We start from the raw sequence: 16,374 nt of genomic DNA on the forward strand, positions 1-16,374 counted from the left end.
GAGCTCACAACTCCTCGCGTAGCAGCCGCAGATACACCGCCGAGAACAGGGCGCCCACCAGCAGCAGGAGCAGCGCCACCGCGGTGCCGTAGCCGATAAGGGACTTCAGGAACGCCTGGTCGTACATGAAGACCGGGAGCGTCTGGCTGCGCCGGCCGGGCCCGCCCCGGGTCATGGCCCAGATCAGCCCGAACACCGAGAGCGTCTGCAGGGTGTTGAGCATCAGATTGGTGCCGATGGAGCGGCGCAGCATGGGCAGGGTGATATGCCACAGCCGGCGCAGCCCGCCGGCCCCGTCCACCTCGGCCGCCTCGGTGATCTCCTGGGGGATGTCGGCCAGCGCGGCGGAGTAGACCAGCATGGAGAAGGCGGTGCCGCGCCAGACGTTGGCGAAGGAGACGGCCAGGATGGGCAGGGTGAACAGCCAGTTCTGGGTGGGCAGATGAAGGTGTTCCAGCAGGGTGTCCAGGGTGCCGCGGCGGTTGAAGAAGGTGTAGAGCAGAAAGCCCGCCACGATCTCCGGGAGCACCCAGGCGGCGATCACCACCGAGCCGGTGAGGGTGCGCACCGGCCTGGAGGCCCGGCGCATCAGCGCGGCCAGTGCGAAGCCCAGGGTGTTCTGGCCGATCAGCGAGGACAGCACGGTGAACACCAGGGTGAGCACCACCGCGTTGCGGAAGCCCTCGTCGGCGAAGGCCCGGCGGAAGTTGGCCAGCCCGGTGAAGGAGGCGGACGCCTGGCCGGTCAACTGGGTATTGGTGAAGGCCAGATAGACGCAGTAGCCGATGGGCCCGGCCAGGAAGAGCAGCATCAGCACGGTGGCCGGGAGAAGGGGCAGCCGGCGGACGAGGCGGCGCATGGTCACTGCCCGCCGGTGATGGCGCGGACCTGCTGGTCGTAGTGGTGGGCGGCCTGATCCACGGTGGCGTCGCCGGTGGTCACCGACTCCATGGCCTCCCCGATGGCGCTGGAGATCTGCGGGTAGACCGGCAGCGCGGGGCGGTAGTGGGTGTCCTTGACCAGACCGGTGAAGAAGGCCACGGCGGGCATGGAGCCCAGGTACCGGCGGTCGGCGGCCACATCGTCGCGGACCGCGATCTGGGCGTCCCGGACGCACCACTCAAGGGCGTTGGCCCGGTTCTGGAGGGTGGCGATGGCCTGCCAGGCCAGCTCGGACCTGGCGGACTTGGCGGTGATGGACCAGGTCCAGCCGCCGGAGAGGCTGACCCGGCCCGGGGCGGCGCCGTGCTGGGTGGGGAAGGCGGCCTGGCCCAGCACGGTGGACCAGCGGGGCCAGGGTTTGCTGCCGGTGGGCAGCCAGCTCTGGCCCAGCCAGGAGCCGTCCAGGTCGATGGCGAGCTTTCCGGCGGGCAGCCAGTCGTTGATCACCCGGGTGCTGACATTGGGGTCCAGGGCGTCGGAGGGGTCGGGGCCCAGCTTCTCGCCGTAGACGGTGCGGACAAAGGCCAGCGCGTCCTTGAAGCCCTGGCCGCCGGTCACCCACTTCTTGTCCGCCGGGCGGTAGAGCGGGTCGGGGCCGGTGCCGTAGAGCAGCATCTCAAAGCCCTGGATCACCGCGGCCTCGCCCGGCCCCTTGCCGGTGTAGACGTTCAGCGGGATCACCCCGGGCACCTTGGCCTTGACGGTACGGGCCGCGTCCAGCACCTGCTGCCAGTCGCGCGGGTGCCAGTCGGCGGGCAGTCCGGCGCGGGCGAAGATCTCCTTGTTGAACCACAGCCCCCGGGTGTCGGTGCCGTCCGGCACGCCATAGGTCTTGCCGTCCTCGCCCCGGGCCGCCGCCCTGGCGGTGGGAAGGTAGTGCCGCCACTCCGGCCAGGAGGCCAGCTTGTCGTCCAGCGGTCTCAAGTAGCCGCTTTTGATATCGGAGTTGATCAGAAAGGTGTCCTCGCGGACCACATCCGGTGCGGTCCGGGGGGAACGCATCATCTGCTGGAGCTTGGTGTAGTAGTCGTTCTCGGCCGCCTGGATGGGAATGAGCTTGAGCTTCTTGCCGGGATGGTCCCGCTCGAACTCCTTTTTCACGGTGGCCAGATAGTCGTCCATGATGCGGAACTTGTTGTCGGTACTGCGCTGGTAGGCGATGCGCACGGTGTCCGGGCCGCCGTCGCTGCCACCGCCACAGGCGCTGAGCGAGGCGAGGACCAGGGCGGTGGCGAGCAGCGCGGGGGCGGTGGGGCGCATGGGACGACCTCCTGTTGTCGGCACCTTGCTGCCTGGGTACGTTCCCGGGCCGGCCCGCCCGCACGCGTTCAGCGGCCCCCGGTCACCCAGCGGTAGCGCAGCTCGGGGCGGCCCACCTGCCCATAGCGCGGGGCCCGCACGGCGCGTCCGGTGTCCACCAGGTGTTCCAGATACCGCCGGGCGGTGATCCGGGAGATGCCCACCTCGGCCCCCGCCGCGCCCGCGGAGACCCCCTGGTCGCCGGCGCCGCGCAGCACCTCGGTGATGGCCCGCAGGGTGGCCGGGCTGAGGCCCTTGGGCAGCGGGGCCGGGCGGGGCGAGCGCAGCACCGCCAGCGCGCGGTCCACTTCCTCCTGGTCGCCGGCCTCCCCGGCGGTGGTCCGGAACTCGGCGTAGCGCAGCAGCCGGTCCCGCAGGGTGGTGAAGGTGAAGGGCTTGAGGACGTACTGGACCACGCCCAGCGAGACGCCCTCCCGGACCACCGCCAGATCGCGGGCCGAGGTCACCGCGATCACATGGGCGCCATGGCCCGCCGAGCGCAGCGAGCGCAGAAAGCGCAGGCCGTGCCCGTCGGGCAGATAGAAGTCCAGCAACAGCAGGTCTACCGGGGCGCGTTTGAGGAACTGGGCGGCGTCCGCCACCGAGTGCGCCACCCCGGCCACTGTGAAGCCGGGCACCCGGCCGACATAGAGGGCGTGGGCGTCGGCGGCCACCGGGTCGTCCTCCACCACCAGCACCCGGATCGGCGGGCCCTGGCCGGTCACGGCCGGCTCCCGGCGGGCGTCCCGAGCGGCAGCCGTACGGTGAACTCGGCGCCGCCGGAGGGGGCTTGGCCCACTTCCACGGTGCCGCCATGGCGCCGGACGGCCTGCCGCACCAGGGCCAGGCCCAGGCCGCGGCCGGGCGCCTTGCCGGAGACGCCCCGGCCGAAGAGCTCCTCGGCCCGCTCCGGCGGTACCCCGGGGCCGCAGTCGCCGACTCTCAGCAGCAGTTCACCGTCCTCGGCCCGGACCGTGACGGTGATTCTGGGCCGGTCGGTGGCCGCCACCGCGTCCATGGCGTTGTCGATCAGATTGCCCAGCACGGTGACCAGGTCGCGGGTGGGCAGCTGGGCCGGCAGCAGACCGTCGTCCAGCTGGGAGTCCTCGGTGAGCAGCAGCTCCGCCCCGCGCTCGCCGGCCTGGGCGGCCTTGCCCAGCAGCAGGGCGGCCAGCACCGGTTCGGCGACGGCGTCCACCACCCGGTCGGTGAGCGCCTGGGCCAGCTGGAGTTCGGCGGTGGCGAAGCCCACCGCCTCCTCGGCACGGCCAAGTTCGATCAGTGAGACCACGGTGTGCAGCCGGTTGGCCGCCTCGTGCGCCTGGGAGCGCAGCGCTTCGGCGAAGCCGCGTACCGAGTCCAACTCGCCGGTGAGCGCCTGGAGTTCGGTGTGGTCGCGGAGGGTGGCCACGGTGCCCCGGTGCTCCCCGCCGGAGACCGGGGAGGTGTTGAGCACCACGATCCGGTCGTCGGTCAGATACACCTCGTCCACCCGGGGCGCACCGGACAGCAGGGCCTCGGTGAGCCCCGGCGGCAGTCCCAGCCGGCGCACCGGGCGGCCGATCACCGCCCGTCCGCGCAGTCCCAGCAGTTCCCGCCCGCCGTCATTGACCAGGGCCACCCGCCCCTGCCCGTCCAGCATCAACAGCCCCTCGCGCACCGCGTGCAGGGTGGCCTGGTGGTAGTCGTGCATCCGGGCCAGCTCCTCGGCGTTCATGCCATGGGTGTGGCGGCGCAGCCGGGTGTTGAGCAGATACGAACCGGCGCCGCCCAGGGCCAGCGCGCCCACCGCCACCGCCAGCAGCGCTGCCACCTGCCCGCTCAGCCGGCGGCTGATGGTCTTCACCGTGATCCCCGCGCTCACCAGCCCGACGACCCTGCCGCCGGTGCCGCGTACCGGGGTGACCGCGCGTACCGAGGGGCCCAGGGTGCCGGTGTAGGTCTCGGCGAAGGTACGGCCCGCCAGGGCGGGGCCGGTGTGGCCCAGGAACCGCTCGCCGATCCTGGCCGGATCGGGATGGGTCCAGCGGATGCCGGCCGGGCTCATGATGGTCACGAAATCGACCCCGGTGTCCCGCCGGACCTGCTCGGCGTAGGGCTTGAGGGAACGGGCCGGGTCCGCCGAGACGGCCGCCTGGCGCACCGCCGGCGAGGCGGCCACCGCGGTGGCGATGGCGGTCACCGTGCGGCGGGCGGACTCCTCGGCCTCCGACCGGTCGGAGAGGTAGGCGAACGCGGCGCAGGTGGTCACCACGGCGGTGACCAGCACGATCTGCACGGCGAACAGCCGGCCGGCCAGGCTGCGGGGTCTACGCATGGCGGACAGTGTGCCTTGTGGTGCATTGGTGAACGTAATGCACTTAAGGGTGACCGCCGTCACAGCGGACGTGCATAGTCCTCGGGACGAGCCGCGAGAACGAGGAGGCAACGTGGCATCCCTGAGCGAGGGCGGGCGGCGGGACCGCACGCACTATCTCTATCTCGCGGTGATCGCGGCGGTGCTGGCCGGAATCGTGCTGGGCCTGGCCGCGCCCGGCTGGGCCGTGGAACTCAAGCCGCTGGGCACCGGGTTCGTCAATCTGATCAAGATGATGATCTCGCCCGTGATCTTCTGCACCATTGTGCTGGGCATCGGTTCGGTGCGCCGGGCCGCCAAGGTGGGCGCGGTGGGCGGGCTGGCGCTGGGCTACTTCCTGCTGATGTCCACCGTGGCCCTGGCCATCGGCCTGGTGGTGGGCAATGTGCTGGAGCCCGGCAGCGGGCTGCATCTGACCGAGAGCCTGCGGCACGCGGGCGCGGCCCAGGCCAAGGGGGCGCACCAGTCCACCGCCGACTTCCTGCTGGGGATGATCCCCACCACCCTGGTCTCCGCCTTCACCGGCGGCCAGGTGCTCCAGACGCTGCTGGTGGCGCTGCTGACCGGATTCGCCCTGCAGGCCATGGGCCCGGCCGGGCAGCCGGTGCTGCGGGGGATCGGCCATCTGCAGACCCTGGTCTTCCGGATCCTTGCCATGATCATGTGGGCGGCTCCGGTGGGGGCGTTCGGCGCCATGGCGGCGGTGGTCGGGGCGACCGGCACCGATGCGCTGAAGTCGCTGGCCGTCATCATGATCGGCTTCTATCTGACCTGTGCGCTGTTTGTGATCGTGGTGCTGGGGGCGCTGCTGCGGCTGGTGGCCGGGGTGAGCATCTTCGCCCTGCTGCGGTATCTGGGGCGGGAGTTCCTGCTGATCCTGTCCACCTCCTCCTCGGAGTCCGCCCTGCCCCGGCTGATCGCCAAGCTGGAACACCTGGGCGTGAGCCGCCCGGTGGTGGGCGTCACGGTGCCCACCGGCTACTCCTTCAACCTGGACGGCACCGCCATCTACCTCACCATGTCCGCCCTGTTCATCGGCGAGGCCATGGGAAAGCCGCTGGCCCTGGGGCAGCAGATCTCGCTGCTGCTCTTTATGATCGTCGCCTCCAAGGGCGCGGCCGGGGTGACCGGCGCCGGACTCGCCACGCTGGCCGGCGGGTTGCAGTCGCACCGCCCTGAACTGGTGGATGGTGTGGGGCTGATCGTGGGCATCGACCGCTTTATGAGCGAGGCCCGCGCCATGACCAACTTCGCGGGGAACGCGGTGGCCACGGTGCTGATCGGCATCTGGATGAAGGAGATCGACCGGGCCCGGATGGCCGAAGTCCTCGCCGGGCGGCTGCCGTTCGAGGAACGTACGCCGCAGGCCGGTGAACCGGAGGGCGAGCCGGTCACGGTCTGAACAAGCCACCCCCACGGCGGAGCCGGGCCCCACCCCGGCTCAGGTCCATCACCCGGCACCGCGGGGCCGACGCCGTGGGGGTCCTCAACTCCCGCCGGGTTTCCCCGGCTGGGTGCCCGCCCGCCCGCGCAGCCGGGTCACCAGCCGGCCGGCCTCCGGGGCCGGGACGCCCGCCGCGGCCAGTACGGTGACGGCCGCCGAGCGGCCCGCCTCCGCCGGGTCCAGCACCCCCTCGTTGACGGCCTGCATCAGGCCGAAGAGCACCTGCTCATGGACATAGGCCAGGGCGGCGGCGGGCAGCGGGGAGGTGAACCGCCCGGTGTCCAGGCCGCGTTGGAGCAGTGCCTCGCCCTCCCGGCGCACCGGTTCCAGCCGGCGCCGGATGCCCTCCATGGTGACGCTGCGCTGGGCGAGGGAGACCAGCAGCCGGTAGCCGTCGGCGATCTCCCACATGGCGAGCACGGCGCGGGCCAGCGCCTCGGCGGCGTCCTGCGGGTCGTCCGCGGATGCCACCGCGGCGGCGCGGGCGGCGCCGACCGCCACCGCGGCCTCGTCCACCAGGGCCGCGATCAGCGCGTCCCGGCTGGGGAAGTGCCCATAGACGGTGCGCCGGACCACCCCGGCGGCGCGGGCGATCTGCTCCATGCTGGCGTCCGGGTCGCGCAGCAGCTCCGCCAGGGCGACGCCCAGGATGTGGCGGCGATTGGCATCCGCTCGGCCGGTCATCGCACCTCTTCTCACTCGGTGAGCCTCATTTTGCCCAGCGGCGAGGTGGCGGCGTAAATTGCACAGCACTGTGTAATTGCACAGCTCTGTGCAAGTGGGCTGTGCGAGAGAGGGGAGTACACGCGATGCCGCTCGGCATGCGGACACCGGCCCATGAGCTGGACGGGCCCTACCGGCGGCGATGGTGGGCGCTGGGGGTGCTGTGCATCAGCCTGCTGATCATCGTCATGGCCAACACCTCGCTGACCGTGGCAGCGCCGGACATGGTCAAGGACCTCGGTCTGGGCAGCGCCGACCTCCAGTGGGTGATCGACGGCTACACCGTGCCCTATGCGGCGCTGATGCTGATCCTGGGCGCGGTGGGTGACAAATACAGCCGGCGCGGGGCCCTGGTGCTGGGCCTGCTGGTGTTCGCCGGGGCCTCGGTGGCCGGATCCCTGGTGCACAGCGCGGCCGGAGTGATCACCGCCCGCGCGGTGATGGGAGTGGGCGCCGCCATGATCATGCCGGCCACCCTCTCCCTGCTGTCCGCCACCTTCCCCAAGGCCGAGCGCGCCAAGGCGATCACCATCTGGACCGCCACCGCCGGACTGGCCATCGCCGTCGGCCCGCTGGTGGCCGGAGCGCTGCTGGAGGACCACGGCTGGTCCGCCACCTTCCTGATCAATGTGCCGATCGCCCTGCTCGGCGTGGTGGGCGCCCTGCTGCTGGTCCCGCCGTCCAAGGCCGAGGGCGTGGAGAACATCGACTACATCGGCGGCCTGCTGTCCGTGATCTGGGTCGGCTCGCTGATCTACATGATCATCGAGGGCCCGCACTTCGGCTGGGGCGGCAAGGCGATCGGCGCCGCGGTGGCCGCCGGAGTGGGCCTGGTCTGCTTCATCCTGTGGGAGCTGCGCCACCCGCGCCCGGTGCTGGATGTACGCCGCTTCACCCGCCGCGCCTTCGCCGGCTCCACGCTGGCCGTGGCCCTGTTCTTCCTGGCCGTCTTCGGCGCCTTCTACTACCTCACCCAGCATCTGCAGTTCGTCCTGGGCTACTCGGCCCTGGACACCGGGGTGCGGATGCTGCCGCTGGCCGGAGCGGTGTTCGTGGGCGGCGCGCTGACCGCCTTCCTCACCCCCAAGGTGGGCATGAAGGTCACCGTGGCGCTGGGCATGACCGTCGGTACGGTCGCCATCGCGCTGCTGACCCGGGTGGACGCCTCCTCCACCTATGACGACTTCGTCCTGCCGCTGATCATCCTGGGCCTGGCCATCGGCCTGTCGCTGTCCCCCTGCACCAACGCCATCATGGGCTCCTTCCCGGAGACCCAGCTGGGCGTGGGCGGCGCGGTCAACAGCACCTCCATCGAGATGGGCGGCTCGCTGGGCATCGCCATCCTGGGCACGGTGCTGGCCAAGACCTACTCGTCCAACCTGGCCGACGCCGCCCACAAGGCGGCCGCCGCGGGCGCGCCCGGCCTCCCCGGCAAGGCGCTGTCCGCCGCCCAGGACTCGGTGGGCGCGGGCCTGTATGTGGCCAAGGAGGCCGGCAAGCAGGTGGCGGCCCAGGCCGCGCCCAAACTGGGCCCGGAGAAGGCCGCCGCGCTCGGCGCCCAGCAGGCCCAGCAGATCGTGGACGCCGTCCACAAGTCCTTCGCGGACGCGGTGGCGCACACGAGTGTGGTGGGCGCGGTGGTGCTGGGGGTTGGCACGGTGGTGGTCGCGCTTCTGCTGCCGGGTCGTAAGGCGACGGCCCACCAGGCCGAGCCGGTGAGCGAGTCCCGGGAGGCCGAGCGCGTCTGAGTCGCCCGGCCCGCCCGGGGCCCGCTTTCGGGTGCGGGCCGTCGGTGGCTGGTCGCGCCCACGCGGCGGAGCCGCATACGTGGCCGCCCCGCGCCCCCATGGGGCGCCCCCTGCGGGGCGCCCCACTCCTACCGGGCCGGGCGGAGCCAGACCGTGGCCAGGGGCGGCAGCGTCAGCTGGACGCTGGCCGGGCGGCCCTGGTGGTGGACCGGTTCGGCCTTGACGGGGTCGGGGTGGATCACGCCGCCGCCCCCGTAGCGCAGGGCGTCGGTGTTGAGGCACTCCTCCCACAGCGGGATGCCGCCCGGCACCCCCAGCCGGTAGCCCGGCCGCACCACCGGTGAGAAGTGGCTGACCACCAGCAGCGGGCTGCCATCGGCGGCGAACCGCAGAAAGGCGAAGACATTGTCCTCGGCGGCGTCCCCGTCCACCCAGGAGAAGCCCGCCGGATCGGTGTCCCGCTCCCAGAGCGCGGGCAGCTCGCGGTAGCGGGTGTTGAGGTCGCGTACCAGGTCGCGGACGCCCCGGTGGTCGGCCTCGGCCGCGTACGAGGGGTCCAGCAGCCACCAGTCGGGGCCATGGCTCTCCGACCACTCCGCCCCCTGGGCGAACTCCTGGCCCATAAACAGCAGTTGCTTGCCGGGATGGGACCACATAAAGCCCAGGAACGCCCGGTGGGTGGCGCGCCGCTGCCACCAGTCGCCGGGCATCTTGGACACCAGCGAGCGTTTGCCGTGCACCACCTCGTCATGGGAGATGGGCAGCACATAGTTCTCGCTGTAGGCATAGACCATGGCGAAGGTCATCTCGCCATGGTGGTACTTACGGTGGACCGGCTCCTTGGAGACGTACTCCAGGGAGTCATGCATCCAGCCCATGTTCCACTTCAGCCCGAAGCCCAGCCCGCCGAAGCCGCCCGGCCCGGTCAGATGGGTGGGCCGGGTGACACCGTCCCAGGCGGTGGACTCCTCGGCGATGGTGACCACCCCGGGGCAGCGGCGGTAGACGGTGGCGTTCATCTCCTGGAGGAAGGCCACCGCGTCCAGATTCTCCCGGCCGCCATGGGCGTTGGGCGTCCACTGGCCGGGCTGCCGGGAGTAGTCCAGGTAGAGCATCGAGGCCACCGCGTCCACCCGCAGGCCGTCGATATGGAACTCCTGGCACCAGTAGACCGCGTTGGCCACCAGGAAGTTGCGCACCTCGGTGCGGCCGAAGTCGAACTCCAGGGTTCCCCAGTCCGGATGGGCGGCCCGCTGCGGGTCCTGTGGCTCATACAGCGGACGGCCGTCGAACTCGGCCAACGCCCATTCGTCGCGCGGGAAATGGGCCGGTACCCAGTCCATGATGACCCCGATGCCCGCCCGGTGCAGGGCGTCCACCAGGTACTTGAAGTCATCGGGGGTGCCCAGCCGGGCGGTGGGGGCGTAGAAGCCGGTGATCTGGTAGCCCCAGGAGCCGCCGAAGGGATGCTCGGCGACCGGCAGGAACTCCACATGGGTGAAGCCCAGATCGGACACATAGGCAGGCAGCTGCTCGGCCAGCCGGCGGTAGCTCAGCCCTGGGCGCCAGGAGGGGAGATGGACCTCATAGACGGAGAACGGCGCCTGGTGCACCGGCCGTTCGCCCCGCCGGGCCATCCACTCCTGGTCCCGCCACACATGGTGCGACCGGTGCACCACGGAGGCGGTGGCGGGCGGGGCCTCGGTACGCCGGGCCATCGGGTCGGCGCGCATGGTGTGCGAGCCGTCCGGCCGGGTGATCTGGAACTTGTAGAGCTCTCCCTCGCCGACGCCGGGGACGAACAGCTCCCACACCCCGGTCGCGCCCAGCGAGCGCATCGGGTGGCCGGTGCCGTCCCACAGGTTGAAGTCGCCCACCACGCGCACCCCTTGGGCATTGGGCGCCCAGACGGTGAACCGGGTGCCGTGCACCCCCTGGTGCTCCATCGGCCGGGCGCCCAGCGCCTGCCACAGCTCCTCGTGCCGGCCCTCGCCGATCAGATGCAGATCGAGTTCGCCCAGCGCGGGCAGGAAGCGGTACGGGTCCTCGATCTCGGTCTCCGCCTCCGCGTAGCGCACCAGCAGCCGGTAGGCGGGGATCCCGGCCAGCGGCAGCACCGCGGCGAACAGCCCGTCCCCCTCGTCCAGCAGCTCGGCGCGCAGCCCCTTGGCGCAGACCGTCACCGACTTGGCGAACGGCCGCAGCGCACGGAAGACCACCCCGCCGGGGGCATGGTGCGCCCCCAGCAGGGCGTGCGGATCGTGGTGGGCGCCGCGCAGCAGCCGCTCGCGCTCCCCGGGGTCCAGCGGGCCGGCCGGCCGTACCCCATGGCGGCCCGGCGCGGGCACGGCGGGCACGGCGGGCGCCGATGGCGGTGCCGGCGGGTGCGCGGGCCGGGCGGGGCCGGGCAGAAAGGTGGCCGGGATGTGCCCGGGGCCGGGATCCCGGCGGGGCGGCGGGCCGGACGGCGGTCGTGCGGTCACGGGGTGGTCCTCCCAGAGGTGGTCGGTACGGGGCGGGGCTTCAGGGGGCGGCCGCGGTGCCCCGTTCCCGGCGGGCGCCGTCGGCCCGGGCGGCCAGCCGGCGGACGGCGGACATCGGGACCGGCAGCCAGTCCGGCCGGTGGCGGGCCTCGTAGAGGACCTCGTAGACGGCCTTGTCGGTCTCATGCGCCCGCAGCAGGAGCGGGTCCTCACGGGGGTCGGTGTGCACCCGGGCGTAGCCCTCGCAGAACGCCTCCCGGGCGCGCTCGGCCCAGCTGCCGCCCTCGGCCCGGCCCACCGCGGCCGCGTAGTCGAAGGACCGCAGCATGCCGGCGATGTCCTGGGCCACCGGCTGCGGGCGGCGGCGTTCGGCCAGCGGGCGGGCCGGCTCGCCCTCGAAGTCGATCAGTGACCAGCGGCCGTCGGCCGGGGTGCGCAGCGCCTGCCCCAGGTGCAGATCGCCATGGATGCGCTGGGCGCGCCGGACGGGCCCGCCGGTGCCGGAGGCGGCCAGGTCCGCATAGGCGGCCCCCAGCGCCGACCGGTAGGGGCGCAGTTCGGGCACGGCCTCGGCGGTGGCCTCCAGCCGCCGGGTCATGGCGGCGGCCAGCCGGTCCAGCCGGGCGGCGTCCAGCCCGGCGGTGGGCAGTACGGCGGCCAGCGTCCGGTGCACCTCGGCGGTGGCCTGGCCCAGGGCGCGGGCGCAGGCGGAGAAGTCGGCGGCCATTCCCAGTGCGCCCAGGGCCAGTTGCCAGCCGTCGGCGGAACCCGCCAGGAAGGGCTGGAGCACCCCGAGGGTGGCCAACTCGCTGCCTTCGCCGGGGAGTTCGGCCTCGGCCCAGGCGGCCGGGGCGGGTACCCGGGTGCAGCCCGCGCGGGCCAGGGCGCGGGGCAGTTCCAGGTCCGGGTTGAGGCCCGGGGCGATCCGCCGGTAGAGCTTGAGGATAAAGGCGTCCCCGTACACCACCGAGGAGTTGGACTGTTCGGCGCCCAGCTGGCGGGGGGCGAGCCCGGCGGGGATGTTGGTGCGCGGTTCGCGGCCGAAGCGCAACGGTCCCAGCCGGCCGGGCAGTCGCAGCCGCTCCAGCAGCACGGTGGCCAGGCGCGGGTCGGCCAGCGCGTCATGGACGGCGCGGCCGCGCAGCGGCCCGGTGGCGGGGCGGCCGATAAAGGCCGGGCCCAGCCGGGCGGGCGGGGAGTCCTGGGCGCCGAGCAGCAGTTGATAGCAGTCGCCGGGGTGCTCTCCGTCCTGCCGCACCCGCAGCAGCAGATGCAGCAGGGCGCCATCGGGCAGCAGTTCGGTGCTGGTGACCGGGGTCAGCCCGGTGATCGGCCGTCCCTTGCCGGCGAACCAGCGCTGCCTGGGCAGCCAGGCGGTGAGCAGTGGTGCGAGCGAGGCCAGCGGTTCCGCCATGGTGTCCGGATGGGGCGGTGCAGCGTCCGACATGCGTCGCGTCCTTTCCCCGGGGCACACGACAGATTCGGGCAAAGTGTCCCGGATTGCGGCTTTGAGCGGTGCGCGGTGCGGGACGTGTCGGGCGAGGATCGTCCGTACGGAAGGGACCGCCACGGAATCGATCGGCTGGGCCCGGCTCGTGTGTAGTAGGGAGGGTTTCCCGAGGACGGCGTGCGAAACGTGTCCTTGCGCGGGGGCGGCCGGGCCCCCGCGCGGACGGCCCGGCTAGTGGTCCCGGCGCAGCCGGAACCAGTAGAACCCGTGCCCGGCCAGGGTCAGCAGATAGGGCAGTTCACCGATGGCGGGGAAGCGCACCCCGCCGATCAGCTCCACCGGATGCCGGGTGCCGAAGGCCCGCAGATCCAGCTCGGTGGGCTGGGCGAAACGGGAGAAGTTGTTGACGCACAGCACCAGGTCGTCCTTGTACTCGCGCAGGAAGGCGAGCACCGCCGGGTTGCTGGACGTCAGTTCGGTGTAGCAGCCCAGCCCGAAGGCCGGGTTCTGCTTGCGGATCTCGATCATCCGCCGGGTCCAGTGCAGCAGCGAGGACGGACTGCTCATCGCCGCCTCCACATTGGTCACCTGGTACCCATAGACCGGGTCCATGATGGTGGGGAGGTAGAGCCGTCCCGGATCGCAGGAGGAGAAGCCCGCGTTGCGGTCCGGGGTCCACTGCATCGGGGTGCGCACCCCGTCCCGGTCGCCCAGCCAGATGTTGTCGCCCATGCCGATCTCATCGCCGTAGTAGAGGATCGGCGAGCCGGGCAGCGACAGCAGCAGCGCGGTGAACAGCTCGATCTGGTTGCGGTCGTTGTCCAGCAGCGGTGCCAGCCTTCGCCGGATGCCGATATTGGCCCGCATTCGCGGATCCTTGGCGTACTCGGCGTACATATAGTCGCGTTCCTCGTCGGTGACCATCTCCAGGGTCAGCTCGTCGTGGTTGCGCAGGAAGATGCCCCACTGGCAACGGGCCGGAATCTCCGGGGTCTTGGCCAGCACCTCGGAGACCGGGTAGCGCGACTCCCGGCGCACCGCCATGAAGATCCGCGGCATCACCGGGAAGTGGAAGGCCATATGGCACTCGTCGCCGCCCTTGGCGAAGTCGCCGAAGTAGTCCACCACGTCCTCCGGCCACTGGTTGGCCTCGGCCAGCAGCACGGTGTCCGGGTAGTGCGCGTCGATCTCGGCCCGTACCCGCTTGAGGAAGGCATGAGTGGCGGGCAGGTTCTCGCAGTTGGTGCCCTCCTCGGCGAAGAGATAGGGCACCGCGTCCAGCCGGAAGCCGTCGATGCCCAGGTCCAGCCAGAACCGCAGGGCGGCCAGGATCTCCTCCTGCACCGCCGGATTCTCGTAGTTGAGATCCGGCTGGTGGGAGAAGAAGCGGTGCCAGTAGTACTGCTTGCGCACCGGGTCGAAGGTCCAGTTGGAGGTCTCCGTGTCCACGAAGATGATCCGGGCGTCCTGGTACTGCTTGTCGTCGTCGGCCCAGACGTAGTAGTCGCCGTACGGGCCCTCGGGATCGGTGCGCGACTGCTGGAACCAGTCGTGCTGATCGCTCGTATGGTTCATGACAAAGTCGATGATGACGCGCATACCGCGCTGGTGTGCCGCGTCCACGAACTCCACGAAGTCCGCCAGATCGCCGAACTCCGGCAGCACCGAGGTGTAGTCGGAGACGTCATAGCCGCCGTCCCGCAGCGGGGACTGGAAGAACGGCGGCAGCCACAGGCAGTCCACGCCCAGCCACTGCAGATAGTCCAGCTTGGCGGTCAGCCCCTTGAGGTCGCCGATGCCGTCGCCGTCGCTGTCCTGGAAGGAACGTACGAGAACCTCGTAGAACACCGCGCGTTTGAACCAGTCGGGATCACGGTCCTTGGCCGGAGTGTCCTCGAAGGTGTCCGGTACGGGCTCGTTGACGCTCATGGTGTGGGTGACCCTCCGATCGGTGAGGACGGTCGCAGCGAGAACACATGCGCGGGCGCCGGGGAACGGCCCGGCTCCAGGCGCACATAGTTGTCCCTGCCCCAGTGGTAGGTCTCGCCGGTGAGCTCGTCGCGCACCGGGACGGAGTCGTGCCAGTCCAGGCCGAGCTCCGGCATGTCCAACGAGACCGTCGCCTCCTGGGTGTGGTGGGGGTCGAGGTTGACGACCACCAGCACACAACAGGAACCGGAGCGCTTGGAGTAGACGATCACCGAGTCGTTGTCGGCGTGGTGGAAGCGCAGATTGCGCAGTCGGCGCAGCGCCGGCAGGCTCCGGCGCAGCCGGTTGAGCACGGTGATCAGCGGGGCCAGGCTGCGCCCCGCCCGCTCGGCCGACTCCCAGTCACGGGGCCGTAGTTGGTACTTCTCCGAGTCGAGGTACTCCTCACTGCCGCTGTGCGCCGGGATGTTCTCGCACAGCTCGTATCCGGCGTAGACGCCCCAGGACGGGGAGAGGGTGGCCGCCAGCACCGCCCGCACCTCGAAGGCCGGCCGGCCGCCCTCCTGGAGATAGGCGTGCAGGATGTCGGGGGTGTTGACGAAGAGATTGGGACGCATCACCGAGGCCGTGTCACGGCTGAGCTCGGTGAGGTAATCGGTCAGCTCCTGCTTCGTGTTGCGCCAGGTGAAATAGGTGTAGGACTGCTGGAAGCCGATGGCGGCCAGGGTGCGCATCATGGCGGGGCGGGTGAAGGCCTCGGCCAGGAAGATCGCATCGGGGTCGGTGCGGCCGATCTCGGCGATCACCTTCTCCCAGAAACACACCGGCTTGGTGTGCGGGTTGTCCACCCGGAAGATCCGCACCCCATGGTCCATCCACAGCCGCAGCAGCCGCAGCGTCTCGCGCACCAGGCCGTCGAAGTCCGCGTCAAAGGCCAGCGGATAGATGTCCTGGTACTTCTTGGGCGGGTTCTCCGCATAGGCGATGGAGCCGTCCGCGCGGTGATGGAACCACTCCGGGTGCTTGTCCACCCAGGGGTGGTCCGGGGAGCACTGGAGCGCGAAGTCCAGCGCCACCTCCATCCCCAGCTCATGGGCCCGGGCGACAAAGCGGTCGAAGTCCTCGAAGGTCCCCAGATCCGGGTGGATGGCGTCATGCCCGCCCTCGGCGGAACCGATCGCCCAGGGGCTGCCCACATCACAAGGGCCCGCCGTCAGCGCGTTGTTGGGGCCCTTGCGGAAGGAGGTGCCAATGGGGTGGATGGGCGGCAGATAGACCACATCGAAGCCCATCGCCGCCACTGCGTCCAGCCGCTTGGCCGCGGTATTGAAGGTGCCGCTGCGCACCGGTACGCCGTCCCGGCCCAGCACCGCCCCCTCCGAGCGCGGGAACAGCTCGTACCAGGAGCCGAACAGTGCCCGTTCCCGCTCCACCAGCAGCGGCAGCGGGCGGGAGGCGGTGACCAGTTCACGCAGGGGGTGGTCGGTCAGCGCCCGTACCACCTGCGGCACCAGGGCGGCGGCCAGCCGGTCCGCCGGGCGCAGCCCCTCGTCGCGCAGGGCCTCGGCGGCCCGCAGCACCGCCTGGCGGCCGTTGTTCTTGGGCACATTGGCGGCGGCCCGCTCATAGAGCCGGGCGCCCTCCTCCAGGACCAGTTCGGTGTCGATGCCGGCCGGGACCTTGATCCGGGCGTTGTGCCACCAACTGCCCACCGGATCACTCCAGGACTCCACCGCATAGGTCCAGCGGCCGGCGGAGTCACAGGTCACCTCGGCGCCCCAGCGGTCGGTGCCGGGCGCCAACTCCCGCATGGGGCACCAGGGTCCGCTGCGGCCCGCCGCGTCCCGGAGCACCACATTGGCCCCCACGGCGTCATGGCCCTCACGGAACACCGTGGCGGTGACCTCGAAGCTCTCGCCGACCACGGCCTTGGCCGGTCTGCGGCCGCAGTCTACGAGCGGGGCGAGGTCCAGGACGGGAATACGGCCGATCATGGAATC

11 protein-coding genes are annotated in these 16,374 nt (G+C 71.3%); 2 read left to right on the plus strand and 9 right to left on the minus strand.

Annotation, left to right across the window (positions count from 1 at the left end; genetic code table 11):
* Positions 1 to 4 precede the first annotated feature (4 nt).
* From CV755_RS29830 to CV755_RS29845, 4 genes are all read right to left on the minus strand, one after another.
* Positions 5 to 859, minus strand: a complete 855-nt coding sequence (locus CV755_RS29830; RefSeq protein WP_109283350.1) for a carbohydrate ABC transporter permease — start codon at positions 857 to 859, stop codon at positions 5 to 7.
* 2 nt (positions 860 to 861) lie between these two features.
* Entirely contained in the window at positions 862 to 2,202 is a 1,341-nt protein-coding gene (locus CV755_RS29835) for an extracellular solute-binding protein (protein WP_109283351.1), read from the minus strand.
* Positions 2,203 to 2,270: 68 nt separating this feature from the next.
* Positions 2,271 to 2,966, minus strand: coding sequence for a response regulator (locus CV755_RS29840; protein ID WP_109283352.1), 696 nt, complete (start codon positions 2,964 to 2,966; stop codon positions 2,271 to 2,273).
* On the minus strand, positions 2,963 to 4,558 hold the full coding sequence (locus CV755_RS29845; protein WP_109283353.1) for a sensor histidine kinase: 1,596 nt from the start codon (positions 4,556 to 4,558) through the stop codon (positions 2,963 to 2,965). Before CV755_RS29845 ends, CV755_RS29840 begins: the two co-directional genes overlap by 4 nt.
* A gap of 112 nt (positions 4,559 to 4,670) precedes the next feature.
* Here CV755_RS29845 and CV755_RS29850 point away from each other — a divergent pair, with 112 nt between their 5' ends.
* On the plus strand, positions 4,671 to 5,999 hold the full coding sequence (locus CV755_RS29850) for a cation:dicarboxylate symporter family transporter (protein ID WP_422070602.1): 1,329 nt from the start codon (positions 4,671 to 4,673) through the stop codon (positions 5,997 to 5,999).
* Positions 6,000 to 6,083: 84 nt separating this feature from the next.
* Here the strand turns inward: CV755_RS29850 and CV755_RS29855 are convergent, their stop codons facing one another.
* Positions 6,084 to 6,725: a TetR/AcrR family transcriptional regulator gene (locus tag CV755_RS29855; RefSeq protein ID WP_109283355.1), complete on the minus strand. Its 642-nt coding sequence runs from the start codon at positions 6,723 to 6,725 to the stop codon at positions 6,084 to 6,086.
* Between the two features lie 125 nt (positions 6,726 to 6,850).
* Here CV755_RS29855 and CV755_RS29860 point away from each other — a divergent pair, with 125 nt between their 5' ends.
* Entirely contained in the window at positions 6,851 to 8,512 is a 1,662-nt protein-coding gene (locus tag CV755_RS29860; protein WP_109283356.1) for an MFS transporter, read from the plus strand.
* A gap of 128 nt (positions 8,513 to 8,640) precedes the next feature.
* On the opposite strand, the gene glgB is transcribed toward CV755_RS29860, so the two are convergent.
* From glgB to CV755_RS29880, 4 genes are all read right to left on the minus strand, one after another.
* Positions 8,641 to 10,995: a 1,4-alpha-glucan branching enzyme gene (glgB, locus tag CV755_RS29865; protein WP_241561447.1), complete on the minus strand. Its 2,355-nt coding sequence runs from the start codon at positions 10,993 to 10,995 to the stop codon at positions 8,641 to 8,643.
* Positions 10,996 to 11,035: 40 nt separating this feature from the next.
* Complete coding sequence (locus CV755_RS29870; protein WP_109283357.1) at positions 11,036 to 12,442, minus strand: maltokinase N-terminal cap-like domain-containing protein; 1,407 nt, start codon at positions 12,440 to 12,442, stop codon at positions 11,036 to 11,038.
* Positions 12,443 to 12,676: 234 nt separating this feature from the next.
* Complete coding sequence (treS, locus tag CV755_RS29875) at positions 12,677 to 14,374, minus strand: maltose alpha-D-glucosyltransferase (protein ID WP_109283358.1); 1,698 nt, start codon at positions 14,372 to 14,374, stop codon at positions 12,677 to 12,679.
* Complete coding sequence (locus CV755_RS29880) at positions 14,371 to 16,368, minus strand: alpha-1,4-glucan--maltose-1-phosphate maltosyltransferase (RefSeq protein ID WP_109283359.1); 1,998 nt, start codon at positions 16,366 to 16,368, stop codon at positions 14,371 to 14,373. The genes treS and CV755_RS29880 overlap by 4 nt, the downstream gene beginning before the upstream one ends.
* Between the last annotated feature and the right edge of the window lie 6 nt (positions 16,369 to 16,374).

This window comes from Streptomyces orinoci (genome assembly GCF_003121295.1).
GTDB lineage: Bacteria > Actinomycetota > Actinomycetes > Streptomycetales > Streptomycetaceae > Streptomyces > Streptomyces orinoci.

Bases quoted from the DNA above. Each gene is read 5' to 3' on its own strand.
- CV755_RS29830 (WP_109283350.1), bottom strand. From the start codon at position 859: ATGCGCCGCCTCGTCCGCCGGCTGCCCCTTCTCCCGGCCACCGTGCTG.
- CV755_RS29835 (WP_109283351.1), bottom strand. From the start codon at position 2,202: ATGCGCCCCACCGCCCCCGCGCTGCTCGCCACCGCCCTGGTCCTCGCC.
- CV755_RS29845 (WP_109283353.1), bottom strand. From the start codon at position 4,558: ATGCGTAGACCCCGCAGCCTGGCCGGCCGGCTGTTCGCCGTGCAGATC.
- CV755_RS29855 (WP_109283355.1), bottom strand. From the start codon at position 6,725: ATGACCGGCCGAGCGGATGCCAATCGCCGCCACATCCTGGGCGTCGCC.
- CV755_RS29860 (WP_109283356.1), top strand. From the start codon at position 6,851: ATGCCGCTCGGCATGCGGACACCGGCCCATGAGCTGGACGGGCCCTAC.
- CV755_RS29870 (WP_109283357.1), bottom strand. From the start codon at position 12,442: ATGTCGGACGCTGCACCGCCCCATCCGGACACCATGGCGGAACCGCTG.
- treS (WP_109283358.1), bottom strand. From the start codon at position 14,374: ATGAGCGTCAACGAGCCCGTACCGGACACCTTCGAGGACACTCCGGCC.
- CV755_RS29880 (WP_109283359.1), bottom strand. From the start codon at position 16,368: ATGATCGGCCGTATTCCCGTCCTGGACCTCGCCCCGCTCGTAGACTGC.